General features: G+C 61.0%; 23 protein-coding genes and 1 pseudogene. 10 read left to right on the top strand and 14 right to left on the bottom strand.

Going from position 1 to position 26,047, the window contains the following annotated elements; genetic code table 11:
- Positions 1 to 15: 15 nt before the first annotated feature.
- From ACW9HX_RS02940 to ACW9HX_RS02915, 6 genes are read right to left on the bottom strand one after another with little or no spacing between them, the layout of a single operon-like run.
- On the bottom strand, positions 16 to 1,347 hold the full coding sequence (locus ACW9HX_RS02940; RefSeq protein ID WP_457379436.1) for a DUF58 domain-containing protein: 1,332 nt from the start codon (positions 1,345 to 1,347) through the stop codon (positions 16 to 18).
- Positions 1,344 to 2,345 carry an AAA family ATPase gene (locus tag ACW9HX_RS02935; protein ID WP_457379435.1) on the bottom strand — a complete coding sequence of 334 codons (1,002 nt, stop codon included), beginning with the start codon at positions 2,343 to 2,345 and terminating at the stop codon, positions 1,344 to 1,346. Before ACW9HX_RS02935 ends, ACW9HX_RS02940 begins: the two co-directional genes overlap by 4 nt.
- Complete coding sequence (locus ACW9HX_RS02930) at positions 2,342 to 3,505, bottom strand: DUF4350 domain-containing protein (protein WP_457379434.1); 1,164 nt, start codon at positions 3,503 to 3,505, stop codon at positions 2,342 to 2,344. Before ACW9HX_RS02930 ends, ACW9HX_RS02935 begins: the two co-directional genes overlap by 4 nt.
- Positions 3,502 to 5,046 carry a DUF4129 domain-containing protein gene (locus tag ACW9HX_RS02925; protein ID WP_457379433.1) on the bottom strand — a complete coding sequence of 515 codons (1,545 nt, stop codon included), beginning with the start codon at positions 5,044 to 5,046 and terminating at the stop codon, positions 3,502 to 3,504. The genes ACW9HX_RS02930 and ACW9HX_RS02925 overlap by 4 nt, the downstream gene beginning before the upstream one ends.
- Positions 5,033 to 6,010, bottom strand: a complete 978-nt coding sequence (locus ACW9HX_RS02920; protein ID WP_457379432.1) for a stage II sporulation protein M — start codon at positions 6,008 to 6,010, stop codon at positions 5,033 to 5,035. The genes ACW9HX_RS02925 and ACW9HX_RS02920 overlap by 14 nt, the downstream gene beginning before the upstream one ends.
- Positions 6,007 to 6,732 (bottom strand): RDD family protein, encoded by a 726-nt coding sequence (locus ACW9HX_RS02915; RefSeq protein WP_457379431.1) that lies wholly within the window; start codon positions 6,730 to 6,732, stop codon positions 6,007 to 6,009. The genes ACW9HX_RS02920 and ACW9HX_RS02915 overlap by 4 nt, the downstream gene beginning before the upstream one ends.
- On the opposite strand from ACW9HX_RS02915, the gene ACW9HX_RS02910 reads away from it, so the two are divergent.
- Positions 6,731 to 6,916 (top strand): hypothetical protein, encoded by a 186-nt coding sequence (locus tag ACW9HX_RS02910; protein WP_457379430.1) that lies wholly within the window; start codon positions 6,731 to 6,733, stop codon positions 6,914 to 6,916. The two genes, ACW9HX_RS02915 and ACW9HX_RS02910, sit on opposite strands and share 2 nt — an antisense overlap.
- Positions 6,913 to 8,343: an exodeoxyribonuclease I gene (gene sbcB / locus ACW9HX_RS02905; RefSeq protein WP_457379429.1), complete on the top strand. Its 1,431-nt coding sequence runs from the start codon at positions 6,913 to 6,915 to the stop codon at positions 8,341 to 8,343. Before ACW9HX_RS02910 ends, sbcB begins: the two co-directional genes overlap by 4 nt.
- A gap of 102 nt (positions 8,344 to 8,445) precedes the next feature.
- On the opposite strand, the gene mvaT is transcribed toward sbcB, so the two are convergent.
- Positions 8,446 to 8,823 (bottom strand): histone-like nucleoid-structuring protein MvaT, encoded by a 378-nt coding sequence (mvaT, locus tag ACW9HX_RS02900; RefSeq protein WP_007933316.1) that lies wholly within the window; start codon positions 8,821 to 8,823, stop codon positions 8,446 to 8,448.
- Positions 8,824 to 9,160: 337 nt separating this feature from the next.
- Here mvaT and purU point away from each other — a divergent pair, with 337 nt between their 5' ends.
- Entirely contained in the window at positions 9,161 to 10,009 is an 849-nt protein-coding gene (purU, locus tag ACW9HX_RS02895; RefSeq protein WP_007912774.1) for a formyltetrahydrofolate deformylase, read from the top strand.
- 83 nt (positions 10,010 to 10,092) lie between these two features.
- Positions 10,093 to 10,287 (top strand): hypothetical protein, encoded by a 195-nt coding sequence (locus ACW9HX_RS02890; RefSeq protein WP_457379428.1) that lies wholly within the window; start codon positions 10,093 to 10,095, stop codon positions 10,285 to 10,287.
- Here ACW9HX_RS02890 and ACW9HX_RS02885 read toward each other — a convergent pair.
- From ACW9HX_RS02885 to ACW9HX_RS02875, 3 genes and pseudogenes are all read right to left on the bottom strand, one after another.
- Positions 10,256 to 11,251 (bottom strand): lysylphosphatidylglycerol synthase transmembrane domain-containing protein, encoded by a 996-nt coding sequence (locus tag ACW9HX_RS02885; RefSeq protein WP_457379427.1) that lies wholly within the window; start codon positions 11,249 to 11,251, stop codon positions 10,256 to 10,258. The two genes, ACW9HX_RS02890 and ACW9HX_RS02885, sit on opposite strands and share 32 nt — an antisense overlap.
- Positions 11,252 to 11,613: 362 nt before the next feature.
- A complete protein-coding gene (locus tag ACW9HX_RS02880) occupies positions 11,614 to 12,378 on the bottom strand; it encodes a methyl-accepting chemotaxis protein (RefSeq protein ID WP_371858320.1) in 765 nt (254 codons plus the stop codon).
- Between the two features lie 93 nt (positions 12,379 to 12,471).
- A pseudogene (locus ACW9HX_RS02875) lies at positions 12,472 to 13,503 on the bottom strand (HAMP domain-containing protein); the annotation flags it as partial.
- Positions 13,504 to 13,691: 188 nt separating this feature from the next.
- On the opposite strand from ACW9HX_RS02875, the gene ACW9HX_RS02870 reads away from it, so the two are divergent.
- Positions 13,692 to 15,179, top strand: a complete 1,488-nt coding sequence (locus ACW9HX_RS02870) for a helicase HerA-like domain-containing protein (protein WP_457379426.1) — start codon at positions 13,692 to 13,694, stop codon at positions 15,177 to 15,179.
- Positions 15,180 to 15,241: 62 nt separating this feature from the next.
- Here the strand turns inward: ACW9HX_RS02870 and ACW9HX_RS02865 are convergent, their stop codons facing one another.
- Positions 15,242 to 15,697 carry a DUF721 domain-containing protein gene (locus tag ACW9HX_RS02865; RefSeq protein WP_457379425.1) on the bottom strand — a complete coding sequence of 152 codons (456 nt, stop codon included), beginning with the start codon at positions 15,695 to 15,697 and terminating at the stop codon, positions 15,242 to 15,244.
- A gap of 307 nt (positions 15,698 to 16,004) precedes the next feature.
- On the opposite strand from ACW9HX_RS02865, the gene secA reads away from it, so the two are divergent.
- From secA to ACW9HX_RS02845, 4 genes are all read left to right on the top strand, one after another.
- Positions 16,005 to 18,743, top strand: a complete 2,739-nt coding sequence (secA, locus tag ACW9HX_RS02860; protein WP_457379424.1) for a preprotein translocase subunit SecA — start codon at positions 16,005 to 16,007, stop codon at positions 18,741 to 18,743.
- A 122-nt stretch (positions 18,744 to 18,865) separates the two neighbouring features.
- Positions 18,866 to 20,083 carry a bifunctional glutamate N-acetyltransferase/amino-acid acetyltransferase ArgJ gene (gene argJ, locus ACW9HX_RS02855; RefSeq protein ID WP_096818319.1) on the top strand — a complete coding sequence of 406 codons (1,218 nt, stop codon included), beginning with the start codon at positions 18,866 to 18,868 and terminating at the stop codon, positions 20,081 to 20,083.
- 62 nt (positions 20,084 to 20,145) lie between these two features.
- Positions 20,146 to 20,778 (top strand): glutathione S-transferase family protein, encoded by a 633-nt coding sequence (locus ACW9HX_RS02850; RefSeq protein ID WP_457379423.1) that lies wholly within the window; start codon positions 20,146 to 20,148, stop codon positions 20,776 to 20,778.
- Entirely contained in the window at positions 20,775 to 21,719 is a 945-nt protein-coding gene (locus ACW9HX_RS02845; protein ID WP_457379422.1) for a Nudix family hydrolase, read from the top strand. The genes ACW9HX_RS02850 and ACW9HX_RS02845 overlap by 4 nt, the downstream gene beginning before the upstream one ends.
- A gap of 39 nt (positions 21,720 to 21,758) precedes the next feature.
- On the opposite strand, the gene ACW9HX_RS02840 is transcribed toward ACW9HX_RS02845, so the two are convergent.
- The 3 genes from ACW9HX_RS02840 to ACW9HX_RS02830 are packed head-to-tail and all read right to left on the bottom strand — an operon-like array spanning position 21,759 to position 25,343.
- Positions 21,759 to 22,340: a cob(I)yrinic acid a,c-diamide adenosyltransferase gene (locus tag ACW9HX_RS02840; RefSeq protein ID WP_457379421.1), complete on the bottom strand. Its 582-nt coding sequence runs from the start codon at positions 22,338 to 22,340 to the stop codon at positions 21,759 to 21,761.
- A 3-nt stretch (positions 22,341 to 22,343) separates the two neighbouring features.
- On the bottom strand, positions 22,344 to 24,380 hold the full coding sequence (locus tag ACW9HX_RS02835; protein WP_457379420.1) for a sensor histidine kinase: 2,037 nt from the start codon (positions 24,378 to 24,380) through the stop codon (positions 22,344 to 22,346).
- Positions 24,381 to 24,425: 45 nt separating this feature from the next.
- On the bottom strand, positions 24,426 to 25,343 hold the full coding sequence (locus ACW9HX_RS02830) for a putative 2-dehydropantoate 2-reductase (RefSeq protein WP_457379419.1): 918 nt from the start codon (positions 25,341 to 25,343) through the stop codon (positions 24,426 to 24,428).
- A gap of 140 nt (positions 25,344 to 25,483) precedes the next feature.
- On the opposite strand from ACW9HX_RS02830, the gene ACW9HX_RS02825 reads away from it, so the two are divergent.
- Entirely contained in the window at positions 25,484 to 25,969 is a 486-nt protein-coding gene (locus ACW9HX_RS02825; protein WP_007951218.1) for a YajQ family cyclic di-GMP-binding protein, read from the top strand.
- Positions 25,970 to 26,047: the final 78 nt, after the last annotated feature.

Genomic DNA, 26,047 nt, shown 5'->3' with positions numbered 1-26,047 from the left:
TGAAGGAGGCGCGACTCAAATCACGCCAGCCCGTTTCCAGCTTAGATAACTTGTCACCAAGCGGGGCCCCAAGGTATGGGGTTGAACGTCAAGCACCGGTATTTCATGAGCATCCAACTGCTCATGAAGCCCGGCGCGTTCATTCATGTAGTTGACCACTCCACAGTAAGACAAGGCCTCTGGCAAAGTCTGAACAGATGTATATCGTAACGCGTCCAACACTCCTTCCCGAAGACTCGCCACCAATACTCGATGCTCAAGGCTCATTCGCTTGACGGCGGTCAGCAGTTCTTCGGCATCCTCATACTGCAGATTGGTTACCAGCACCACTAGCGCCCGACGTCGTTGTCGTGCCAGCAGTTGGTTGACGGCTACCGAGTAGTCGGCGGAACGATGACTGCTGTCGAGGTCGTAGACGCCGTTCAGCAGCACATTCAACTGCCCGGCTCCTTTGCCCGGCGCCACATAGCGTGGCTGATCGCTGGCAAAGGTCATCAACCCCACCGCATCCCCCTGCCGCAACGCCACATAACTCAACAGCAAACACGCATTCAACGCATGATCGAAATGCGACAGCTCTCCATCCTGACTGCGCATCTGCCGCCCGCAATCGAGCATGAAGATGATCTGTTGATCCCGCTCGTCTTCGTACTCCCGGGCAATCGGTGTGCGATGCCGGGCGGTGGCTTTCCAGTCGATCTGGCGCAGGCTGTCGCCTTCGCGAAACTCCCTTAGTTGATGGAATTCCAGTCCCTGGCCCCGGCGTTGGCGCTGGCGTACGCCGAGCTGGCTGAGCCAGTTGTCGACCGCCAGTAACTGGCCGCCGTAGAGGCGGGCGAAGTCGGGGTAGACGCGGGTGTGGTCGGTGATGTTCAGCAGGCGTTTGCCGGACCACAGGCCGAAGGGGCTCGGCAGGTTGAGTTCGCAGGTTTCTAAGGTGAAGTGGCCGCGTTTGAGCGGGCGCAGGCGATAGCCGATCTGGCTGCGCTGGCCGGGTTGTAGCTCGATGTTGAGCGGCAGGTGTTCAAAGCTGAGGCCGTCGGGTACGTGGTCGAAAATTTGAATGGCCAGTGGCTGGTCGAAATCGTGTTCGACTTCCAGCCGGACTTCGCTCCAGCGACCAAGCGCGAGGCTGCCGGGCATCTGTCGTTGTACTCGGGGCGAGGGCAGGCGTTTCAGGCGCAAGGCATCCAGCAGACTCAGCGCAAACAGCGCCAGCAGCAATCCCCAGTTGATCGACAGCAGGCTCGAGGGCACTTCGATGTCCAGCGCCTGTAATGTGCCCAGCACAATGCCGAGGACCAGCAGGATCGCCAGCCAGATCAACAGCAGGCGCGAGGGTTTCACAGGCGCGGCGCCGGTACTTGGTCGAGCAGTTGCTGAAGGACTTGATCGACTTCCAGCCCTTCTATGTCCAGCTCCGGTGCAAGGCGCACGCGGTGGCGCAGCACCGCCAGTGCGCAGCCCTTGATGTCGTCCGGGATAACGAATTCGCCGCCGCGCAACAAGGCCCGGGCGCGGGCACAACGCACCAGTGCGATGGAGGCGCGTGGCCCGGCGCCGAGGGTCAGGCCGGGCCAGGTGCGGGTGCTGCGAGCGAGGCGCACGGCGTAGTCGAGCACCTGATCGTCGAGTGGCAAATCACTGGCGATGCGTTGCAAGGCCTGCACATCCTTGGCCTGCAACACCGTGCGCAACGGTTGCACGTCGAGCATGTCGGCGCGGGTCGAGCGGCTGACCTGACGCACCATGTCCAGTTCCTGATCGGCGTCGGGGTAGTCCATGCGGACCTTGAGCATGAAACGGTCGAGCTCGGCTTCGGGCAGCGGATATGTGCCTTCCTGTTCAATCGGGTTTTGCGTGGCGAGCACCATGAACGGCTGGGCGATGGGCAGAGCCCGGCCTTCAAGGGTGACCTGACGTTCCTGCATCGCTTCGAGCAGGGCGGCTTGAGTCTTGGCCGGGGCGCGGTTGATCTCGTCCGCTAACAGCAGATTGGTGAACAACGGCCCCTTGCGCAGTTTGAACTGCTCGGTCTGCAGGTCGTAGACCGCGTGGCCGGTGACGTCGCTGGGCATCAGGTCCGGGGTGAACTGGATACGCGCGAACTCACCGCCGAAGCATTTTGCCAAGGCACGTACCAGCAAGGTCTTGCCGAGGCCGGGAACGCCTTCGAGCAGCACGTGGCCGCCGGCGATCAGCGCGGTCAGCACGTCGTCGATCACCGGGTTCTGGCCGATCAGCGCCTTCTGCAATTCACCGCGTACCGCTTGCGCCAACTGACTGGCTCGGTGACGTTGCTGGGCCGCGTGGCTGGGCGAGCCGGGTTCGATGTGTTCGGTCATAGCGAGTTCCTCAGGGCTTGCAGGTGGGCGACCTGACGGCAGAATTCGGCGCTGGACATGCGCCGCTTCGGTACCGGACTCAGGGCCTGGCTGATGGCACGGGTCGGTTGGCGGGTCAGGCGCGACAGCGCCAGCCATTGTTCGGCGACGTTCAATTGGTCGAAACCGGGATGACGGTGACGTGCGCGGCGCAAGACATCCTGCTGCAACGCTTGCAGCAAGGTCTGCTGGCCGTTGTGACGCAGGATGAAGTCGGCGCTGGCGCGCAGGTGTTCCATCAACTGTCGGCGACCGATCGGGGCTGGGGCCTGAACGGGCCCCTGGCGCACGCCGACGTGCCATAGCCACAGGCCAATCAAGGCAATCAGTGCGACGATGGCCTGCGGGAAATAGCGCCAGAGCAAGGTCAACAGACCATCGTGTTCGGTGTTGTACAGCAAGGTCACGGCGGTATCGGCGCTCAGATACCAGAGCAGCCACGCGTTGTCGTGTTGCGCAATGGCCGGGGTTTTCCACAGGTCGGCATCGGTGACCACGGTGATCGAGCCGACGCCGTAGGGCAGTTGCATCATGTGCGTGGCCCGGGCGCTGTTGGCCCAGGACTGGGCGAGGTTTTTCGGGTCGTCGAGGTGGAACTCAGTGTCGAACCCGGCGTAGGCCGGGGCGTCTTCGTCTTCCAGATAGAGCTTGGTCAGGTTGGGGTAGGGATCTTCGTCGGCATCCGGCGGCGGGTCTTTGAGATCCTTGCTCAGGGACTGATGCAGTTGCACGCGGTCGAGCAGCAGGTCGTTGCTCTGGCCGGTCTTTTCATCCCAGATCGATTCGGCGACGAATACCAGTCGTCCGCCGGCCCTGGCCCAGTTCAAGACTTGATCGACCTGACGCGGGGTCATGTTCGAGCGGTCGTTGAACAACAGCAGCGTGTGTCGGCGAGGGTCGATCTCGGGTAACACGGCGAGGCTCTCGGCATGGCTGACGTCTATTCCGCGACCGCGTAGAAACATCTCTGCCGCCAGATAGGGATTGGCTTGCGCAGCGGGGGAAGGGCCGTGATCGACCACCGCCTGGTAAGGCGTGGCCTTGAGGTACAGGTAGACGCCCAAAGCGCCCAACAGGGCGACGATCAGCGAGCCGACCAGCCAGAATGCGCGCCGGTTCAACGGGCGGCTCCGTGGCCGAACAGGGTGCGCCAGCCCTCACACAATTCCTGTTGCAGATGCGCCGCCGGTACGCGGTGCCCGTAGGCCATGTTCTGCCAGTGGCCGGTCAGACTGCGGCTGTAAGCGAGCAGATCCGGACGCTGCAAGTGTTCGATCCGCGCCAGCACTTCGCTTTCGGTGTCGGCGGGTTTCAGGGTCAGGTTGAAGTCGTGCAACAGATGACTGAGCAGCGCCCGATACAGCAGGCCAAGTGCTGCTCGGGGTTGGGTCTGCCAGAGCTGCTCGGCGCTGGCGGCGATATCGTCGGGCAGGGTTTCCTTGCTCAGGTCGAGGCCGAAGGCTTGCTGTGGCACGGGGCGTTTGATCCGTTCGGGCAGGCGCGGGCGACGACTGACGAACGTTTGCAGAAATTCGCGGTAGCGCCAGATCAACCAGCCGAGCGCTCCGATCACCACCGCCCACAGCAACACTTCAATGGCCTTGGCCAGCCCGTTGAGGTGCTGGCCGTTGAGCCAGCCCAGCAAGGTTTTCAGCCATTGCGGTGCCTTGCCTTCCTTGGGCTTTTCGGCGGTGGCGGGGTCTTCGCCAAAGCGGTAACGGGTGACGGTTTCCTTGTTCTTGAACGGCGGTTGTTCAAGCAAGGCCTTGATGCTGTCGCGGGATGCCTGACTGGTCAGTGGCTGATTCAGGAGTCGGGGCGCATCCGGCGCGGTGGCGGGGTCGGCTGCCCAAGCCGAAGGCACTCCCGGCAGCAAAAGACACACCACCAGCAGCAAACCGAGCGCGCTGCTGTTCAGGCGTTGGCGCAGGCGGCGGAACACCAGTTCGATGTCCCAGGCTTCGAGCGCGGTGCGCCGATTCAGGTAGAGGCTGAAACCGCAGGCGACGTAGATCGGTTCCCAGATCACCAGTATCAGTGCATAGAAGGCATTGGTCAGGTGTTCGAGCCAGCGCCATTCGTGATCAGCCGCGAAGATCAGGCTTTGCCAGTCCCAATCGGTTTCGACCTGTTGTGGCAGGAGCAGGTAGAACAGCACCAGCAGGCCGATCCACAGCGCCGTTTCCAGATGGACACCAATGATTGTCAGCCACTGGGCAGCGCCGGCATTGCGTTGCAACAGCACGCGCAAACGCTGCTGGCGTGCGATGCCGCTCAAGTTTTCGAGTTGCACTACCGGCATCAGGAAGCTGCGACTGAAGCTCAAGCGGCGCCAGGTCAGGCTCGCCAATAGCTGCGGTTTGAGCAGTTTTGGCCATTGGCGTAATGCCTGTTTCAGCGTGGGCGTTTCGCCGAACAGCGCTTTGGACAGGATGTACAACGGCAAGCGTTCGTAGGCCGGTTTCAGCCACCAGAAGATGAATACGGCGAGTGACGGTGAATCCCACAACAGCAGGCTGAGCACCGCAAACAGTGGCAGGGTGACGATGGCCCAACTGGTCATCAGCAGGCGCCGATGTTGCTGGCTCATGAGCACGCCCAGGTCCATGGCTTCCCAGGTGGTGCGCGGGCGGATCACCACGGTGGCGTCACTCAGGCGCATGGCGGGTCCTTCCGGCGAACAGCAGATAGGTCGCCACGCAGAGCCAGAGCCCGGCGCCGACCAGGTATTTGGTCTGCGGCGTAACCCCGGTGCGCGACGACCAGTAGGCTTCAATAAATGCGGCGATCAACAGAAACAGCATCACACCACAGATCAGCAATACGCTCTGGCGCGCCGCGCGTCTCAAGGCCTCGCCACGGGTCAGGCGTCCCGGCGCGATCAACGCCCAACCCAGTTTCAAACCCGCCGCACCGGCCAGGGCAATGGCGGTGAGCTCGAAGGCCCCGTGCCCGATCACAAAGGACCAGAAGGTCTGACCGAAGCCGATTTCACTCAGATGCCCGGCGACCGTGCCGATGATCAAACCGTTGTAGAACAGGAAAAACGCACTGCCCACACCCAGCAGCAAACCGCTGGCGAAGGTCTGAAAGGCGATGCCGATGTTGTGCATGATGTAGTAGCCGAACATCACCCAGTCTTCACTGGCCGCACGTTCGGCCGAGCGCCCGAGATGGCCGGCGGCCGGGTCGTACATGCTCTGCATCTCGCGCACCTGATCGGCGGGGATCAGGTTGTAGACCAGCTCCGGGAACAGGTACACCAGCAAGCCGAATCCGATCAGGCTGCCAAAGAACAGCAACCCGGCGGCCAACACGAAGCGCCACTCGGCGCGTACCAGCCGTGGAAATCCCGCCAGGATGAAGCCCAGCAGGTTGGCGCCGAGCTGGCTGCGATGACGATAAAGTTGTTGATGGCCGCGCAGTACGAGCTGCTGCAACGAATCGACGAGAAAACTGCTGTAGCCGCGCTCCTGCGCTAGCGCCAGATGCTGGCAGACTCGGCGATAGGCCTTGGGGAATTCGGCCACCTGCGAAGTATCCTTGCCTCGCTCCAGACGTTCGAGGGCGAGCGTGAAGCGCTCCCATTCGGCCTTGTGGCGGATTTCGAAAAGACTTTGCTTCATGTCGGCCCCAGCAGGCCGCGGGCGATGCCGTTGAGTTCGGCGACGGCTTTCGGCGCGCTGATGTGCAGTGGCTGAGCCAGCAGCGCCGCGAGCTCGTTGACCCGCGCCGTCGACAGTTCACCCTGGCGCTCGGCGAAAGCGAGCAGGGCACGTTGTTCAGTCAGGGTCAGCGGGATCGGTGAGCGGCGTGGTTCGGCATCAGGCAATTGCGGGCGCTTGAGCGGGCGTTCGCTGTAGATCACCAGCGTACCGGCGGCAATGTCGCCGAGGCGTTTGAAGGCCGGGTGTTGCAGGCAACTGATGGCGCCGAGGAAATAGCCGAACGGCATCAGGTCGACAAAACGCAGCAGGTTGCGCAGCAGGGAGGCCGACCAGCCGACCGGTGTGCCATCGTCGTGCACCACCCGCAGGCCCATCCATTGCTTGCCCGGCGAGCGGCCCTGACGCAGCACTTCGAACAACACCATGTACCACCAGCTCACGGCGAACAGCAGCAGTGAGCCCAGGCCTATGCCGAGCTTGCCGAGCAATGCCAGCAACATGAACAGCAGCCCCATGATCAGCCCGCGCAAAACCAGATCGATGGTGAATGCCACGGCACGTACCATCAGGCCGGCGGGGCGCAACGGCAGGTCGATGCCTTCCGGCGTTTCGACCTGATGCCGTGTGTCCAGCGGCGGGGCCAGCGTTGCTTTCCTTGGCGTTGCTGTGGTCTCGAGCATGGGCTACCTGATGTTGCCGGATCGGGATGCGAGTGAATCCGATGCTAGCAGCCTCGTGGGGGAAAACGACATAACTATGTCATTCACATCGTTCAACCAAGTGTGCCTGAATGATGCCGCGCTGGCCGTGACCGCCGTCGAACGCCTAGACTTTGCCGATCTTCAGTTCAGGAACCGCCCGTGACTTCCATCTTCTGGTACGACTACGAAACCACCGGCATTAATCCCCGATGTGACCGTCCGTTGCAGGTGGCCGGGATCCGCACCGACCACGAACTCAATGAAATCGACGAACCGGTCAATCTTTACTGCCAGCCCAGCGAAGACATCCTGCCGCACCCGGCAGCGTGCGCAATCACCGGCATCACCCCGAGTCGCCTTGCCGAACAAGGTTTGAGCGAAGCCGATTTCATGACCCGGGTCCACGCCCAGCTTGCCGCCCCAGGCACTTGCGGCGCGGGGTACAACACCTTGCGTTTCGACGACGAGATGACCCGCTACAGTCTGTATCGCAACTTTTTCGACCCTTATGCCCGTGAATGGCAGGGCGGCAACAGTCGCTGGGACCTGATCGATGTCGTGCGCGCCGCTTACGCGTTGCGCCCGGATGGGCTGGTCTGGCCCACCGATGACGAAGGCAAGGTCACGCTCAAGCTCGAACGTCTGACCGCCGCCAATGGTATCGATCACGGCAATGCCCACGAGGCCTTGTCGGACGTACGCGCCACCATCGCCCTGGCCCGGTTGATCCGCGAGAAGCAACCGAAGCTGTATGACTGGCTGTTCCAGTTGCGCAGCAAACAGAAGGTCCTGGACCAGATTCGTCTTTTACAGCCGATGGTGCACATTTCCGGACGCTTCTCGGCGGCGCGCAGTTATGTCGGTGTGGTGCTGCCATTGGCCTGGCATCCGCGCAACAAGAACGCGTTGATTGTCTGCGATCTGCACCTGGACCCGCAGGGCCTGCTCGATCTGGATGCGCAGGCATTGCGTCAGCGCCTGTATACCCGTCGTGACGAATTGGCCGAAGGCGAGTTGCCGGTGCCGCTCAAGCTTATTCACATCAACAAGTGCCCCGTAGTGGCGCCGCTGTCGGTGCTCAGAGCTGAAGATCAGCAGCGCCTGGGTCTGGACATGGCGCTGTATCAGGCGCGTGCATTGCGACTAAGTGACGCACAACAAGTTTGGAAAGATAAAGTCTCGGCGATTTATGCCAGCGAAGATTTCACCCCGAGTGAAGATCCCGAACAACAGTTGTACGACGGATTTATCGGCGATCGCGACCGGCGACTATGTGAGCAAGTGAGGACGGCAGATCCTGCTCAATTAGCGCGAGATCAATGGCCGTTCGATGACGAACGTTTGCCCGAATTGTTGTTTCGATATCGAGCGCGTAACTTTCCGGATACGTTGAATTTCGAAGAGCAAGAACAGTGGCAAATCTTTTGTCGGCAGCGCTTGTCCGAGCCTGAATGGGGGGCGCCTAATACCTTGCAATCTTTTACAGAGGCCGCGGAGCAATGGCTGCTTAGTGCCACGCCATTACAGCGCGAGGTGCTGGTTGAATGGCAGAATTATGTCCAGGCATTGCGCAAACGTTTGAATCTTTGAAATCGAACATGTCCGGCGCTTGAACGACGGGCATAAAAAAACGCCAGCGGATGCTGGCGTTTCTTTTTGTGCCGCAGACGGGTCTGCGACAAGGGTTGCGGCTTAGCCCAGCAGGGTAGCCCAGCCTTCAACCACGTCACCGCCCCACTTGGCTTTCCACTCTTTCAGAGTCTTGTGGTTGCCACCTTTGGTTTCGATGACTTCGCCGTTGTGCGGGTTTTTGTATTGTTTAACTTTGCGAGCACGCTTGGTGCCGGTAGTTTTTACTGCGCCGCCACGTGGGGCCTTGGTTTTGGACTCTGGATCCAGCAGCGCGATGATGTCACGCAGGGATTTGGAGTATTCGCCCATCAGGGTGCGCAGTTTGCCTTCGAATTCCAGCTCGGTTTGCAGTTTGTCGTCTTGCGACAGGTTCTTCAAACGGGCTTGCAGCTCTTTGATTGCTTCTTCGGTGGCACGATATTCGTTGATCAAGGACATGATTACTACCTTATTGGGAGTGCGCGATGGCAGGGGACAGTGCCGCAATAATAGTCAGGCTGTTTCATCAAGTAAACATTTAACCGGGTTTTTTATTTGGATTAGTTGCGTTGAAAAGCCCTGAATTGAATATTCAGTTAAATAATGTGATGCAGTCTTCACAGATATTCACAGAGATCCGTTGGTACATGGCTATTATCGCGCCATCATCCTGGCGGTCGCCTGCGTCAAAAAAACTGTGGCGAGGCCTGACGGGGCTCGAGGCTCATCAATACTGCAGTTTTGCGGCGTAGTCGCTAGAATGTCCGCCTTTGCGAAGTTCTGGAGTTTCCCCCTCATGCGCACTTTTCGGCTGGTGATTTCTTGCCCGGACCGCGTTGGCATCGTTGCCAAAGTCAGTAACTTTCTGGCGGCCCACAATGGCTGGATCACCGAAGCGAGCCACCACTCGGACAATCAGGTGGGCTGGTTCTTCATGCGTCACGAAATCCGTGCCGATTCCCTGCCTTTCGGTATCGAGGTGTTGCGCGAGAAGTTTGCACCGATCGCCGAAGAGTTCTCGATGGACTGGCGCATCACCGACACCGAGCAGAAAAAACGCGTGGTGCTGATGGCCAGCCGTGAATCCCACTGCCTGGCGGATCTGCTGCACCGCTGGCACAGCGATGAACTCGATTGCGAGATCTCCTGCGTGATTTCCAACCACGACGACCTGCGCAGCATGGTCGAGTGGCACGGCATTCCTTATTACCACGTCCCGGTCAATCCGCAGGACAAGCAACCGGCCTTCGACGAAGTGTCGCGCCTGGTCAAGCAGCACGATGCCGAAGTGGTGGTGCTGGCGCGCTACATGCAGATCCTGCCGCCGGACATGTGCCGCGAATACGCGCACAAGGTCATCAACATTCACCACAGCTTCCTGCCGTCGTTCGTTGGTGCCAAGCCGTATCACCAGGCGTCGCTGCGCGGCGTGAAGCTGATCGGCGCAACCTGCCACTACGTGACCGAAGAGCTGGATGCCGGCCCGATCATCGAGCAGGACGTGGTGCGCGTCAGCCACAGCGACAGCATCGAAGACATGGTGCGTTTCGGCCGTGACGTCGAGAAGATGGTGTTGGCCCGTGGCCTGCGCTATCACCTGGAAGACCGCGTGCTGGTGCACGGCAACAAGACTGTGGTGTTCTGACCGAACCTTTCGGTTGAAAAACGGAGGGCCTGGGCGTTCAATCGCTTCAGGCCCTTTTTGTTTCAGCCCCGGAGAAAACGCCCATGAGCGATCCACTGGACAAAGCCACCTCCAAAGCGCCCGCCACTTTGGGCGAAGGCTGCCTGAGCCGCTATGACCCGGATGAATTGAGTCCTGAGGATGGCACGGACTTCCCCGACGCTGCCGCGTTGTGGGAGCAGCTCAATGAAGAGAAACCCGACGACGCTAAGCCTGGTGCACCTTCATCAGCTTCCTGAGCAGCGGACGTCCGAGCATCAGCATAAAAATCGGCCCACCGACCAGCAGGTAGAAGTAAAACGTCATCGCCCGCCAGATCAGGATTGCCGCCGCAGCGGTTGAAGCTCCCACCATGGGCGCCAGCAGCGCCGCCGAGGTCAGTTCCGCCGCCCCGGCACCACCCGGCAACAGGCTGAATTGTCCCGCTCCCAGCGAAAGCATCTGAATCAGAAACGTCCAGGCCCACTGCACGTCCGCCCCCAACCCGCGCAACGCCAGATACAGCACGCTGTAACGCAGCGACCAATGCACGCAGGTCAGGGCAAACACCTTGAACAGCGTTTGCCGAGGCAATTTCAGGGCGTCAGTGAACGCCGCAAGAAAATGCAGCAGTTTGCGCGCCCAGCGCCGCCGTGTAGCGGGTTGCACGTTCATACGCGCCAGCAGCCGGCCACTCATGCGAATCAACCTCCGGTGATAACGCGCCACCAGTACACAACTGAACAGCCCGCCGAACAGCGATATGGCGCTGACGCTCAGCAGCCACTCCATCCGGTCGCTCAGATGCTGGAACAGCGCATAAATCAGAATCCCGCCCAGCGCACAGAGAAAGAACAGCAGGTCGCTCAACTGATCCATCGCAAACACCGCACTGCCCCGAGCCGGACGCACGCCGCTGCGGGCCAGCAGCGCCATGATCGTCAGCGGCCCGCCAGTGCCGCCGGGCGTGGCGCACCAGGCAAATTCGGCCGCCATGACCACGCCGAGGCTTTTCAGCGGCGTGACCCGCTCACGCTGATCGCCGAGCAACAGGCGCAGGCGCAGCGTATTGATGCCCCAGCAGAGCAGAATCATGCTCAGCAGGATTAGCAGCCAGTGCAGAGGAAAGGCTTGCAACCGGGTCCAGGTTTCCCCGCCGCCCAGTAAAGAGGGGATCAGCACCGCGGCCAGCAGGCCGATCAGCAACAGAATGCCGCGACTCATGCGTGAAGCCCGTGTTGGCGTGCCAGCGTGGTTTCAGCGTTATGCACAGTGAGTGCCCCTCCGCTTGTTGATTGCCCTCGATTGACCTTCATCAAGAATAGATGTTCGGTTGGGGTTTCGCGGTGGAGGGGGCGGGGGAGGGATTTGTGGTGGGGTTGAGGGCGCCAGGCCCTCACCCTAACCCTCTCCCAGGGGGAGAGGGGACTGACCGAGTTGTTCTTTCGCTATACATCGACCTGGAGGCCCGGAGTCGAGCTCTGGATTTGAAAGGCTTGGAGATCTGCTCCCTTTCCCCCTCGCCCCCTTGGGGGAGAGGGCTGGGGTGAGGGGGTAGGCTTTTGATCTTAATCTTGATCTAGATCTTAGATTCGGAAACTACCGACCAACTGCTTCAGGCGCGAAGCCTGCTGTTCCAGATCGGAACAGGCGCGCAAGGTCGCCTGCAGGTTCTCCACGCCTTCCTGGTTCAGCGTATTGATCTCGGTGATGTCGACGTTGATCGACTCGACCACGGCGGTCTGCTCTTCGGTAGCGGTGGCCACCGACTGGTTCATGCCATCGATCTCGCCGATCCGCTGGGTCACGCTGTTCAGGCGTTCGCCGGCGAGGTTGGCGATGTCCACGCTCTCCTGGCTATGGCGCTGGCTGTCGCTCATGGTGCTGACGGACTCACGGGCGCCGACTTGCAGCTCCTCGATCATGGTCTGCACCTGTTGCGCCGATTCCTGGGTGCGGTGTGCGAGGTTGCGCACTTCGTCGGCCACCACGGCGAAACCGCGACCGGCTTCACCGGCCCGCGCTGCTTCGATGGCGGCGTTGAGGGCCAGCAGATTGGTCTGTTGGGAAATGCTGGTGATTACTTCGAGAATCTGGCCGATGTTCACGGTTTTGCTGTTCAGCGATTCGATGTTGCTGCTCGACGCGCTGAGCATGCTCGACAGTTGATTCATCGCCTTGATGCTGCGATCCACCACTTGCTGGCCGTCTTCGGCCAGACCACGGGCGTCGCTGGCCTGGGTCGAGGCTTGTGCGGCGTTGCGGGCGATTTCCTGGGCGGCGGCGCCGAGCTGGTTGATCGCAGCGGCCACGCTGTTGGTGCGCGAGGCTTGCTGGTCGGAGTTGTACATCGACGAGTTCGAGGCCGCGACTACTCGCAGGGCGACTTCGTTGACTTGCCCGGTGGCGGACGACACTTCGCGAATCGAACCGTGAATCCGCTCTACGAAGCGGTTGAATGCCGTGCCGAGCACACCGAATTCGTCCTGGTTCTGGATGGTCAGACGCTTGGTCAGGTCGCCTTCGCCGTCGGCGATGTCTTCCATGGCGCGGGTCATGACGTGCAGCGGCTGTATCAGGATGCGGATCAGCATGCCGAGCAGCGCAATGATGATGGCCACCGCAATCACGGTCGCGATCACGGCCGAGGTGCGGAACTGGCTGAGCATCGAGAAGGCTTTGTCCTTGTCCACCGACAGGCCGATGTACCAGTTGACCGACGGCAGGCCCTTGATCGGGGTGAAGGTGACGATGCGGGTCTTGCCGTCGACGGTGACTTCACTGAAGTCACTGCTGATGCGCGGCGTGTCCTGCGGGTAGGCTTCCTTGAGTGACTTCATCACCAGAGCTTTGTCCGGGTGCACCAGGATCTTGCCGTCGGCGCTGACCAGGAAGGCGTAACCCATGCCGGAGAAGTCCCGGGCGCTGAGGGTGTTGATCAGGGTTTGCAGGCTCAGGTCGCCGCCCACCACGCCGACGCTCTGACCGGCCTTTTTCGCGGCGGTGGCGATGGAAATGATGGTCTGGCCGGTGGCCGCGTCGATGTACGGTTCGGTCAGGGTCGAGGTGCTGCTGCTTTCCGCACCTTTATACCAGGGGCGAACCCGTGGATCGAAGCCGTCCGGCATCTTCGCATCCGGACGAATGGTGAAGTGCCCGGTGGCGTCGCCGAGGTAGGAAGCCATGAAGGTCGAGGTCAGGGCTTTCTGTTCCAGCAGGCTGGCGACGGCGGCGGGCTCGGGATTGATGGCGATGTTTTGTGCAGCGTTCTCGATCAGCAGGATGCGCCCGCTGAGCCAGGTCTGGATGTTGTCGGCAGTGACCTCGCCCATCTCGTTGAGGTAATTGTTCAGGTCATCGCGGATTGCATTGCGCTGCAGCCAGTCGTTGTAAAGCGTGAACGAGGCGAAGGCGGCAATGACGATGAGGGCGGCGGCAAGCAAAATTTTATGGCTGAAGCGTAGATTTTTGTTCATGGCTTGGGGTTCCGCTAAGGTCTTAATGTCCAGGGCGTGCTTTTATAAAGGCGCGCAAAATGGGCAGGTGTGAAAGCTGAGTGATATTTCCGTCTCTCCTTAGGGAAATCACGGACCTGACTTTTGATCGGGTCTCTCACTCCTCTCTATCGGCCATGCTCGACAAAGATTAACTATTGGGTGACCAAATGCCTGACTCCTCGCAACTCGTTATCGGCGCCGATCTCGCCGGGCAACCGATCGCCCAGGCGATGCGCCTGGCCAATCGTCACGGACTTGTGGCCGGCGCGACCGGCACCGGCAAGACGGTTACTTTGCAGCGTCTGGCCGAAGCATTCAGCGACGCCGGAGTCGCGGTGTTCGCCGCCGACATCAAGGGTGACCTGTGCGGCCTCGGTGCTGCCGGCAATCCTCAGGGCAAGGTCGCCGAGCGTATTGCCGGCATGCCGTGGCTCAATTACAAGCCTCAGGCTTATCCCGTGACCTTGTGGGATATTCACGGTGAGTCCGGTCATCCGCTGCGCACCACGCTGAGCGAAATGGGGCCATTGTTGATCGGTGCCTTGCTGGAGCTGACCGACAGTCAGCAGTCGGCGCTGTACGCGGCGTTCAAGGTCGCCGACCGCGAAGGCCTGTTACTGCTGGACCTGAAAGACCTGAAAGCGCTGCTCAACCACCTCAAGGACAACCCGCAGTTGCTCGGCGAAGACGCCGCGTTGTTCACCACCGGTTCCAGTCAGGCGCTGCTGCGGCGTCTGGCCATCCTTGAGCAGCAGGGCGCCGAAGCGTTGTTCGGCGAACCGGCGCTGCAACTGGAAGACATTCTGCAACCGACCGCCGACGGTCGCGGGCGGATTCATTTGCTCGATGCCAGTCGTCTGGTACACGAAGCGCCGAAGGTCTACGCGACGTTCCTGCTGTGGTTGCTCGCTGAGCTTTTCGAGCAGTTGCCGGAGCGTGGCGATGCCGACAAACCGCTGCTGGCGCTGTTCTTCGACGAAGCGCACTTGTTGTTCGGCGACACGCCCAAGGCTTTGCAGGAGCGGCTGGAACAAGTGGTGCGGCTGATCCGTTCCAAAGGCGTGGGCGTGTATTTCGTCACCCAGTCGCCGGGTGATTTGCCGGACGATGTGCTGGCGCAACTGGGCCTGCGGGTGCAGCACGGATTGCGCGCGTTCACCGCCAAGGAACAGAAATCCCTGCGGGCGGTGGCGGACGGGTTCCGGCCGAATCCGGCGTTCGATACGTTGTCGGTGTTGACTGAGCTTGGGATTGGCGAGGCGCTGGTCGGCACCTTGCAGGAAAAGGGCACGCCGGAGATGGTCCAGCGCGTGCTGGTGGCGCCGCCGCAATCGCGGATCGGGCCGTTGACCGAGACTGAACGCACGGTGTTGATTGCCGGTTCTCCGTTCAAGGGCCGCTATGACAAGCCGATCGATCGGGAGTCGGCCTATGAAATCCTCACGGGGCGCAAGAATCTGGGTCCTGATGCTGAGGCTAGCCCCGGCAAAGCGGCGGCTGAGGAGCCAAGTCTGGCGGACAAGGCCGGGGAATTCCTCGGGACAGCGGCGGGGCAGGCTTTGAAGTCGGCGATGCGTCAGGCAGCGAACCAGTTGGGCCGGCAGTTGGTGCGGGGATTGATGGGGTCGTTGCTCGGTGGCAGCAAGCGCCGCTAAATCGGGTGGTATGGAGATCTGAATGTGGGAGCAAGCCCGCTCCCGCATTGATTTGATTGATCTCAGGATTTGGTTTTGGCGTGCGCTGCAAGGCGTTCCAGCGCCGCCCGCAGGCTCGGATCGCTGATCCCGTCGGCGGTGGACTGAATGGTCGCTGCGGCATCCGTCGACAGATCCATCGTGTGTCCGGCTGCTCTTGGCGGGATGACAGGTGGTCGCACCGAGAACTTGATCCGCGTCAGACCGGCGAACTCGTCGAACATCTGCAATTGCCGCAGCAGGCGTTTTTGCTGATAGCGCAGGCGAGTGGCCCAATGACCATCGGTGACCACCAGCGACAGTTCGCCTTCGCGCCACTTGGCCACATGGCAGTGCTCGCGGGCGGCGGGTTGCAGTTGGCTGTCGAGCAGGCGCTGCAGATGGGCCAGGCGTTGAGCATGGCCGAGGATGGCTTTCAGCGGCTTGGCTTCGCGAAGCAGAACGGCGGGCGCTCTGGCTGTAAGAGGGCGAAATGCCATGATCTAGGACCTGAAGTAACAGAGGCGCCATGGTAGCAGATAGCACCCATTTCACTCGCCCATTGCTTTTGTCCCTGCTTTGCCCATTAAATCAACGACTAACTTCTGCCTCCAACGGCTTGAAGTTGAGCAAAACGCCCCTATTTTAAGTGAGCCCCGTCAAAGCGCAGTGCCAGCATCGTGGAATATCGCCACTTTCCTCACCACCGTTTCCGGGTAGAATGCTCGTTCGCATGCGGCCATGAGGGCTGCACGGGCGACTCACGGGGCCGCCCTCCATCCCTTTAGTGTGGAAGATCCTGCCGATATGTTTGCGCCTTTGTTAAAGAAACTTTTTGGAAGCAAGAACGAGCGTGAAGTCAAACGCATGCTCAAGACGGTGCAGCTCGTCAATGCCTTCGAAGAGAAGATGGTCGCCCTCTCGGACGATCAACTGCGCGCCAAGACCGCAGAGTTCAAGGACCGCATTGCCAAGGGGGAGACCCTCGACAAGCTGTTGCCGGAAGCCTTTGCGGTCGCCCGCGAAGCCGGCAAGCGCGTCATGGGCATGCGCCACTTCGACGTCCAGCTGATCGGCGGCATGACCCTGCACGAAGGCAAGATTGCCGAAATGCGCACCGGTGAAGGCAAGACCCTGGTGGGTACCCTGGGCGTTTACCTCAACGCTCTGTCCGGCAAGGGCGTGCACGTTGTGACCGTGAACGACTACCTGGCCCGCCGTGACGCCAACTGGATGCGTCCGCTGTATGAGTTCCTCGGCCTGACTGTCGGCATCGTGACGCCGTTCCAGCCGCCGGAAGAAAAGCGCGCTGCTTACGCCGCCGACATCACCTACGGCACCAACAACGAATTCGGGTTCGACTACCTGCGCGACAACATGGCGTTCAGCATGGAAGAAAAATTCCAGCGTGAACTCAACTTTGCCGTGATCGACGAAGTCGACTCCATCCTCATCGACGAAGCGCGTACCCCGCTGATCATTTCCGGTCAGGCCGAGGACAGCTCCAAGCTGTACATCGAGATCAACAAACTGATCCCGAAACTCAAGCTGCACGTCGAAGAAGTCGAAGGCGTCGTCACCCAGGAAGGCCACTTCACCGTTGACGAGAAGACCCGTCAGGTCGAACTCAACGAAGCCGGTCACCAGTTCATCGAAGACCAATTGACCAGCATCGGTCTGCTGGCCGAGGGCGAGAGCCTGTACTCGGCGCACAATCTGAGCCTGCTGACTCACGTTTACGCCGGTCTGCGTGCGCACAAGCTGTTCAACCGCAACGTCGAATACATCGTGCAGGACGGTCAGGTCGTACTGGTCGACGAACACACCGGCCGTACCATGCCGGGTCGTCGTCTGTCCGAAGGCCTGCACCAGGCCATCGAAGCCAAGGAAAACCTGAACATCCAGGCCGAGAGCCAGACCCTGGCATCGACCACGTTCCAGAACTACTTCCGTCTGTACGACAAGCTGTCCGGCATGACCGGTACGGCCGACACCGAAGCGTTCGAATTCCACCAGATCTATGGTCTGCCGGTCATCGTGATCCCGACCAACAAGCCGTTGGCCCGTAAGGACTACAACGACCTGGTGTTCCTGACCGCCGAAGAGAAATACGCGGCGATCGTCAACGACATCAAGGAAAGCATGGCCGCCGGCCGTCCGGTGCTGGTGGGTACTGCCACCATCGAAACGTCCGAGCACATGTCCGCACTGCTCGTGAAGGAAGGCATCGAACACAAGGTTCTGAACGCCAAGTTCCACGAAAAAGAAGCCGAGATCATCGCGCAGGCCGGTCGTCCGGGCGCCCTGACCATCGCTACCAACATGGCCGGTCGTGGTACCGACATCCTGTTGGGTGGCAACTGGGAAGTTGAAGTCGCGTCCCTGGAAAACCCGACCCCTGAGCAGATCGCCCAGATCAAGGCCGACTGGCAGAAGCGTCACCAGCAAGTTCTGGAGTCCGGCGGTTTGCAGGTGATCGCGTCCGAGCGTCACGAATCCCGTCGTATCGACAACCAGCTGCGTGGCCGTGCCGGCCGTCAGGGTGACGCCGGTTCCAGCCGCTTCTACCTGTCGCTGGAAGACAGCCTGATGCGTATCTTCGCCTCCGACCGGGTGAAGAACTTCATGAAGGCCCTGGGCATGCAGTCCGGTGAAGCGATCGAGCACCGCATGGTGACCAACGCCATCGAGAAAGCGCAGCGCAAGGTTGAAGGCCGCAACTTCGACATTCGTAAACAACTGCTTGAGTTCGACGACGTCAACAACGAACAGCGTAAAGTGATCTATCACATGCGTAACACGTTGCTGGCCGCGGACAACATCGGCGAAACCATTGCCGACTTCCGCCAGGACGTCCTGAATGCCACCGTCAGCGCCCACATTCCGCCGCAATCGCTGCCAGAGCAGTGGGACGTGGCCGGTCTGGAAGCGTCGATTGCCAGCGACTTCGGTGTGAAGCTGCCGATCCAGCAATGGCTCGACGAAGACGATCACCTGTACGAAGAAACCCTGCGCGAGAAGCTGATGAACGAGCTGATCGCCGCGTACAACGAGAAAGAAGACCAGGCCGGTGCCGACGCACTGCGCTCCTTCGAAAAGCAGATCGTACTGCGCGTTCTGGACGACCTGTGGAAAGACCACCTGTCGACCATGGATCACCTGCGTCACGGTATCCACCTGCGTGGCTATGCCCAGAAGAACCCGAAGCAGGAATACAAGCGCGAGTCCTTCACGCTGTTCTCCGAGCTGCTGGATTCGATCAAGCGCGATTCGATCCGTGTGCTGTCGCACGTTCAGGTTCGCCGCGAAGATCCGGCCGAAGAAGAGCAACGCCTGCGTCAGGAAGCCGAAGCGCTGGCCGCGCGTATGCAGTTCGAACATGCCGAGGCGCCAGGTCTGGAGCAGCCGGAAGCACTGGTCGGTGAAGAGGTCGATGTGGCCTTGGCCACCGCGCCGGTTCGCAACGAGCAGAAGCTGGGCCGCAACGAACTGTGCTACTGCGGTTCGGGCAAGAAATTCAAGCATTGCCACGGGCAGATCCAGTAAAACCCGTTTCAATCGCTGAAATACCCGCGCCGCGACCGGCACCAGCCGTCGCGGCGTTTTGCCATTTACACCACCGTCACTACGCTTGGCGGTGCTGACATCATTGAGTAAGGAGCGCATTCATGGCTGTTGGTCTTGGTCCTTTGCCAACGTTGCACCCGGTTGCCGGTTTTGAACTCGGTATCGCTTCGGCCGGCATCAAGCGCCCGGGGCGCAAGGATGTCGTCGTGATGCGTTGCGCCGAAGGTTCTACCGTGGCGGGCGTGTTCACGTTGAACGCTTTCTGCGCAGCGCCGGTGATCCTGGCCAAGAAGCGCGTGCAGAATGCTGTGCGCTATCTGCTGACCAACACCGGCAATGCCAACGCCGGCACCGGCGAGCCGGGCCTGGCTGCCGCTGAGCGCACGACCGCGAAACTGGCTGAACTGACCGGCGTCGATGCCAGCCAGATTCTGCCGTACTCCACCGGTGTGATCGGCGAGCCGCTGCCGGTAGAGAAAATCGAAGGCGCCTTGCAAGCCGCGCTGGACGATCTGTCGGAAAACAACTGGGAAGCCGCCGCCACCGGCATCATGACCACCGACACCTTGCCAAAAGGCGCCAGCCGCCAGTTCCAGCATGACGGCGTGACCATCACTGTCACCGGCATCAGCAAGGGCGCGGGCATGATCCGTCCGAACATGGCGACCATGCTCGGCTACATCGCTACCGACGCCAAAGTCTCCCGCGATGTGTTGCACAACCTGATGCTGGACGGCGCCAACAAATCATTCAACCGCATCACCATCGACGGCGACACCTCGACCAACGACTGCTGCATGCTGATTGCCACCGGGAAGGCTGCGCTGCCGGAAATCACCCGTGCCGAAGGCGAGCTGTTTGCCAAGCTGAAACAGGCCGTGTTCGAAGTGTGCATGGACGTCGCCCAGGCCATCGTGCGTGACGGCGAAGGCGCGACCAAGTTCGTGACCGTTGAAGTCAACGGTGGCGGCAATCATCAGGAATGCCTGGACGTCGGTTACACCGTGGCCCACTCGCCGCTGATCAAGACTGCACTGTTCGCCTCCGACCCGAACTGGGGCCGCATCCTTGCCGCCGTTGGCCGTGCCGGTGTGCCGGATCTGGACGTGAGCAAGATCGACGTGTTCCTCGGCGAAGTGTGCATCGCCAGCCGTGGCGCCCGCGCTGCGACCTACACTGAAGCCCAGGGTTCGGCGGTGATGCAGCAGGAAGAAATCACCATTCGTATCGAACTGGGTCGCGGCGATTGCAGCGAAACCATCTGGACCACCGACCTGTCCCACGAGTACGTGAAGATCAACGCCGAATACCGCACCTGATCCCTGCCGAAGAGGGAGGTCTGCGGACCTCCTTTTCTTCTGTCCCATGAAAGGACCCGAACATGAGCCTTCACCTGATCATCGGCGACAAACTGCTTTCTTCCTGGTCCCTGCGCGCGGCACTGGCGCTTGAACTGACCGGCGCGCCCTACACCGAAGAACTGATCAAGCTCGGCAAGCCCGACACCCGTGAGCGGTTGCTCAGGCATTCGCCCACCGGCAAGGTGCCGTTGCTGAAAACCGCACGGGGCACCATCGCCGACTCTCTGGCGATCGCCGAATACCTGGCCGAACAGTTTCCTTCCGAACAGCTCTGGCCGACTGATATCGCCGCTCGTGCCCAGGCTCGCTCTGCCTGCGCGCAGATGCACAGCGGCTTCTTCGCCATGCGCAATCACATGCCGTTCAACCTGAGCCACGACGCACCGCTCAATCCGGTACCACCGGAAGTGAAGGTCGATGTCGAGCGCATGCTCGCGCTGTGGGCCGAATGCCGTGCCGTTGCCACTGAGCCTGGGCCATTCCTGTTTGGCCGCGTGTCGCTGGCCGATGCGTTTTTTGCGCCGATTGCTGTGCGTCTGCGTACCTATCAGGTGCAGTTGCCGGCCGAAGATGAAGCCTATGTTGAAACCGTCTACCAATGGCCGGCCTTCAAGGCCTGGCAAAAGGCCGGACTGGAGGAGTTGCAGTCGTGAAACGTGTACACGTCGCCGCCGCCGTCATTCGTGACGACAGCGGCAAAATCCTGATTGCCCGCCGGGCTGACACTCAGCATCAGGGTGGCCTGTGGGAATTTCCCGGTGGCAAGGTCGAAGCCGACGAGTCGGTGCAGACCGCGCTGGCCCGTGAGCTGCACGAAGAACTGGGCATTGTCGTCGGCGCCGCCCGACCGCTGATCAAAGTGCGCCACGATTACCCGGACAAGCAGGTGTTGCTGGATGTCTGGGAAGTCTCGAGCTTTACCGGTGAACCCCATGGCGCCGAAGGCCAGCCATTGGCCTGGGTTTCGTCCAGGGAACTGACGAATTACGAATTCCCGGCGGCCAACCAGCCGATCGTCGCGGCAGCGCGTCTGCCCGCTGAATACCTGATCACCCCGGAAGATCTGGAAACCCCAGCGTTGCTGCGCGGTATCCAGAAAGCGATTGCCGGTGGCATCAAGCTGATCCAGCTGCGTGCGCCCAATGGTTATGACCCGAAGTACCGCGATCTGGCGGTGGACGCGGTCGGCCTGTGTGCTGGCAAGGCGCAGTTGATGATCAAGGGGCCGTTCGAGTGGCTGGGCGATTTCCCGTCCGCCGGTTGGCACATCACCTCTGCGCAACTGCGCAAGTACGCGGCGGCGGGGCGTCCGCTACCGGCGGAGCGTTGGTTGGCGGCGTCCTGTCACAATGCTGAAGAACTGGCGCTGGCCGAGCAGATGGGTGTGGATTTCGTCACTCTGTCGCCGGTGCAGCCGACCTTGACTCACCCGGATGCGCAGCCGCTGGGCTGGGAGCAGGCTTCGACGCTGATTGAAGGTTTCAGCAAGCCGGTGTTCCTGTTGGGCGGTGTTGGTCCGGCCGAGCGCGAGAAAGCGTGGAATGCCGGGGCTCAGGGTGTGGCGGGGATTCGGGCGTTCTGGCCTGAGGCCTGAATGGGCGTCTGAACACTCCCGCGTCCGGCGCGGGAGTGTTCAGTTTTCGGGTTTTGTCGCCGGTTGCCAGAGGATTTCTGCAATGCCCTGACGCCGCGCAATCAACCTCGCCGCCACAAACAACAAATCCGACAAGCGATTGATATACGCCAGGCCAACCCCGGCCAACGGTTCGATCGCATTCAAATGCTGACAACGCCGTTCGGCACTGCGCGCCAGGCTGCGGCAGACATGCGCCTGGGCAATCAGCATCGAACCGCCGGGCAGTATGAAGTTCTCCAGCGGTCCCAATTCCTCGTTCCAGACATCGATGGCCGCTTCCAGCCGTTCGATTTCCGCTGCGTTCAGCGCCTGATATTCCGGCATTGCCAATTCGCCCCCGAGATCGAACAGTCGATGCTGGCAGGGCGCCAACACGTCGATCAATGCGTTGAGCCCTGGACAGGCCTCGCGTTCGGCGATCAATCCGGCCAGCAGCACGCCGACCTGACTGTTCAATGTGTCGACCTCGCCAATGGCTTCGATGCGTGGGTGATCCTTGGGTACGCGGCGACCATCGCCGAGGCCGGTTTCGCCTTTGTCGCCGGTGCGGGTGTAGATCTTCGACAAGCGAAAGCCCATGGTTTACCTCGGTAGTTGATTGGTTTCTGCGGCAATGGGTGCAGGTTGCGTGAGCGGCAGGCGCAGGGTGAAGCAGGTGCCCTGTCCCGGTGCCGACTGCACTTCCATCTGCCCTTTGTGATTGTTGGTGATGATGAAATACGACACCGACAGCCCGAGCCCCGTGCCCTGGCCGATTTCCTTGGTGGTGAAGAACGGCTCGAAGGTGCGTTTGCGCACGTTCTCGCTCATGCCGATGCCGTTGTCTTCGACCTGGATCTCGGCCCATGGCGGATTGAGCTTTGTGCGCAGGATGATTCGCCCCGGCTCGCTGTCGTCTTCGCGCAGGTGGATCGCCTGCGCGGCGTTTTTCAGCAGGTTGAGCAGCACTTGTTCCAGCTCGTTGGCGGTGCCCGGTACAGGTCCCAGCGCCGGGTCGAACTGACGAATGATCGCCTGACCCTTGAAGTCGAAACCAATCGCCAGGTCGAAGTCGTTGCCGGCGATTTCCACCGCTTGATCGATCAGCGCCGGCAGATCGCACGGAGCCATCTGCCGGGTGCTGCGGCGGCTGAAACTGAGCATGTGGGTGACGATTTTTGCCGCCCTGGCACCGGCCTGCTGAATGCCGTCGAGCAATTGCGGGACTTCCCGGCCTTGCAGGTAGCGGTTCACGGTATCCAGTTCGATGCCCAGTTGTTCGGCCTGCTCGAGGTTTTTCGGCAGTTCGGGCGACAGACGCCGGCGAATGTTCTGCACGTTGTGCAGGATCGCACCCAGCGGATTGTTGATCTCGTGGGCCATGCCGGCGGCGAGGCCGCCGACCGAGAGCATTTTTTCCGACTGCACCATCATGTCCTCCAGCGACAGGCGCTGGGTGATGTCGTCGATCCGGATCACCACGCCGCGTCCGGCACCGCCCATCAGTGGATAAAACGTCAGGGCGTAATGCTTGGGCTCGTCGTCCTTGAACCAGGTCACCCGCTCGATTTTCGCCACGGTGTGCTGTTCGACGGTCTGCTTGAGCTGCGGCAGGAAAGGCTTGAGCGGTTCGAACGCGAGGAAGATCGGCTGATTCAGCGCTTCGTCCAGCCGGGTGCCGGAGAGGGCGCTGGCCTCCTGGTTCCATTGCGTGACGTAGAGCTGCTCGTCGAGAGCGATCAGCGCCGAGGGCATGGAGTCGATGATGCTGTTGAGGTAGTTCTGAAAGCCTGTGAGCTTCTTCTCGATCTTGCTTCGCACCTGGACTTCCAGCTCCAGTTTGCGATTGGTGTGGCGGGTTTCTTCGGCCAGCCCCTGCGCCTGATCATAGGCGGCTTGCGAGTCATCGCGGGCGCGCTTGAGCTGCTGCTCCCGGGCCTCGATGCGTGAAAGCATGGTGTTGAAGGCCTCGGCCAGACTGCCGATTTCGTCATGGTTGCCGCGTGAGGCGCGCAGGGCGTAGTTCTCCTCGCGGGTCACCTGGCGGGACAGCTCTTCGAGTTGATGGATCGGCCGGGTGATCAGGCGTTTGATCTGCCGGGCAATCACCAGCCACAGCAGTACGCTGAAAATCAGAATCCCCAGGCTCGCCGTCAGGGTGCCGGTGTAGAACGCCATCGGCAGTTCGCTGCTGGCCACCAGCAGCAGATGACCCGGCGCCGTGCCGGGGCGGGGCAGGGTGATCAATTGATTGCTGCGAAACTCGGTGAGCTGCCAGGCTTCGATGTGCCGGTAACGCTCCGGCAGATTGAGCTTGTCGCCGCGTTGTACCTGAGCGATGCGGTCGCCTTTGCCGTCGTACAGCGCGGCGGCCCGCAGTGGCGAGTAGCTGTCTAACTCCTTGAGCAGGCGTTCGGCGCTCTGCGGTGTTTGCAGCGCTTCGGCGACCAGGCTCGGGTTCGATACCAGTCGGCCAATGGTCTGCAGCGCCTGGGGCGCCATGCTTTCCTGGGAAATATAATAGGCCGCGCTGATGAAGGTCAGGTTCGCGACCAGTAACACGGTGGTCAACAGCACCAGCAGGGCGGCCAGCAGTTTCTGGCCGACCGGCAGGTTTTCGAGGCGCTGGCGCAATGGCATCAGGTTTATCGCAGCAAAGGAACAAGTGGGCAGCGTAGCCGCTGCTCAGTCGACGGGCAATCCGAGACTGTGCAGATGCGCGGTCAGGCGCTGCTGCAATTGCTTCAGATGCGGCAGGTTGAGCTGGTGCCTCTGCGCAACCTTGCAGGCATGACCCAGCAGGTAGCTGATCTCGGTGCGGCGTTTGCTGGCCACGTCCTGATACATGGAGGAGAAATTGGCTGCGGTGGCCGAAATCACCCGTTCGACTTCCTGCTGCAGATTGTCCGCCGCCGCAGGCTGGCCGCAACGCTCCAGCAACTCGGTCAGTTCGGCGCACAGCGTGGCGACTTCGCAGTGATGTCCCTGCAATCCACCGTTACGGCAGTCGTGTAACACCGTCAGCGGATTGATCGCACAGTTGAGCGCCAGTTTTCGCCACAGGCGGGTCAGAATGTCGGCGCTCCATTCATGGGGAATCTTTGCCATCTCCAGATCGTCGAGCCAGACCGGTGCCACGGGATGACCGGCATCGCCGAGCCAGGTGTAACCGTGGCCGGCAAAGACCACGCGCCAGTCGCCATCGCGAAACGCGCCTTCGGTGCTGGAGGCGCTGATGCAGCGGGCCTGCGGGACTTGCGCGGCGACTGCTTCCTGACTGCCGAGGCCGTTCTGCAGAAGAATCAGTTCTGCATCTGGCACCAGACGATGAGCGACGCTGGCCACGGCGTTTTCAGCATCGTAGGCCTTGCACGCCACGAGCAGGCGTCGGATCGGTTCGGGACTGTCCGGGGTTTCGCCGGGGATGGCGTAGGTGTTGGCCACACCTTGTTCCACGAGGGTCAGGCCGCCCGCCGTCGCATAGTCATGCAAACGATCGATATCGCGCAGGATCAACCGGACCGGCAATCCGGCCCGGGCCAGGCGCGCGGCCCAGAGCGTGCCGAGACTCCCGGCGCCGAGGATATGCCAGGGGGTGGACATCAGTTTTTCACTCGGTAAGGTACAGGCATGCAAGGCTCGCCGTGTCGGTGGGAAAAGACCCGTTATAATGAGCCCGATTTTAACCGCAAGCCAAGCGCGCCGCGTCCTGAACGAGCGCGCCTTTTTATTGGAGAGATTACATGCCGTCGTTCGACGTGGTATCCGAACTGGACAAACACGAACTCACCAACGCGGTCGAGAACGCCGTGAAGGAACTCGATCGTCGTTATGACCTGAAAGGCAAGGGCAGCTTCGAATTCAAGGAAAAGGACCTGACCGTCCACCTGACCGCTGAAGCCGATTTCCAGCTGGAAGCGATGATCGAGATACTCAAGCTGGCCCTGGTCAAGCGCAAGATCGACGTGCAGTGCCTCGAAGTCAAAGACTCCTTCGCTTCGGGCAAGCTGATGAAGCAGGACGCCGTTCTGAAGGAAGGCATCGACAAGGAGCTGGCGAAGAAGATCGTTGGCCACATCAAGGAGGCCAAGCTCAAGGTGCAGGCCGCCATCCAGGGTGAGCAAGTGCGTGTCACCGGCAAGAAGCGTGACGACCTGCAGGAAGCAATCGCTGCCCTGCGTGCCAAGGAATTCGGCATGCCACTGCAATTCAACAACTTCCGCGACTGAGCCATCCGAGTCGGGAACCTCTCGGCGTTTTCAGCGTCCGAGGCCCAAGCAGCGGCAGAAACGATTGAGCCCCAACAG

The sequence above is a fragment of the Pseudomonas sp. SDO52101_S400 genome, from assembly GCF_054071635.1.
This window is presented reverse-complemented; position numbering and strand designations above follow the sequence as displayed.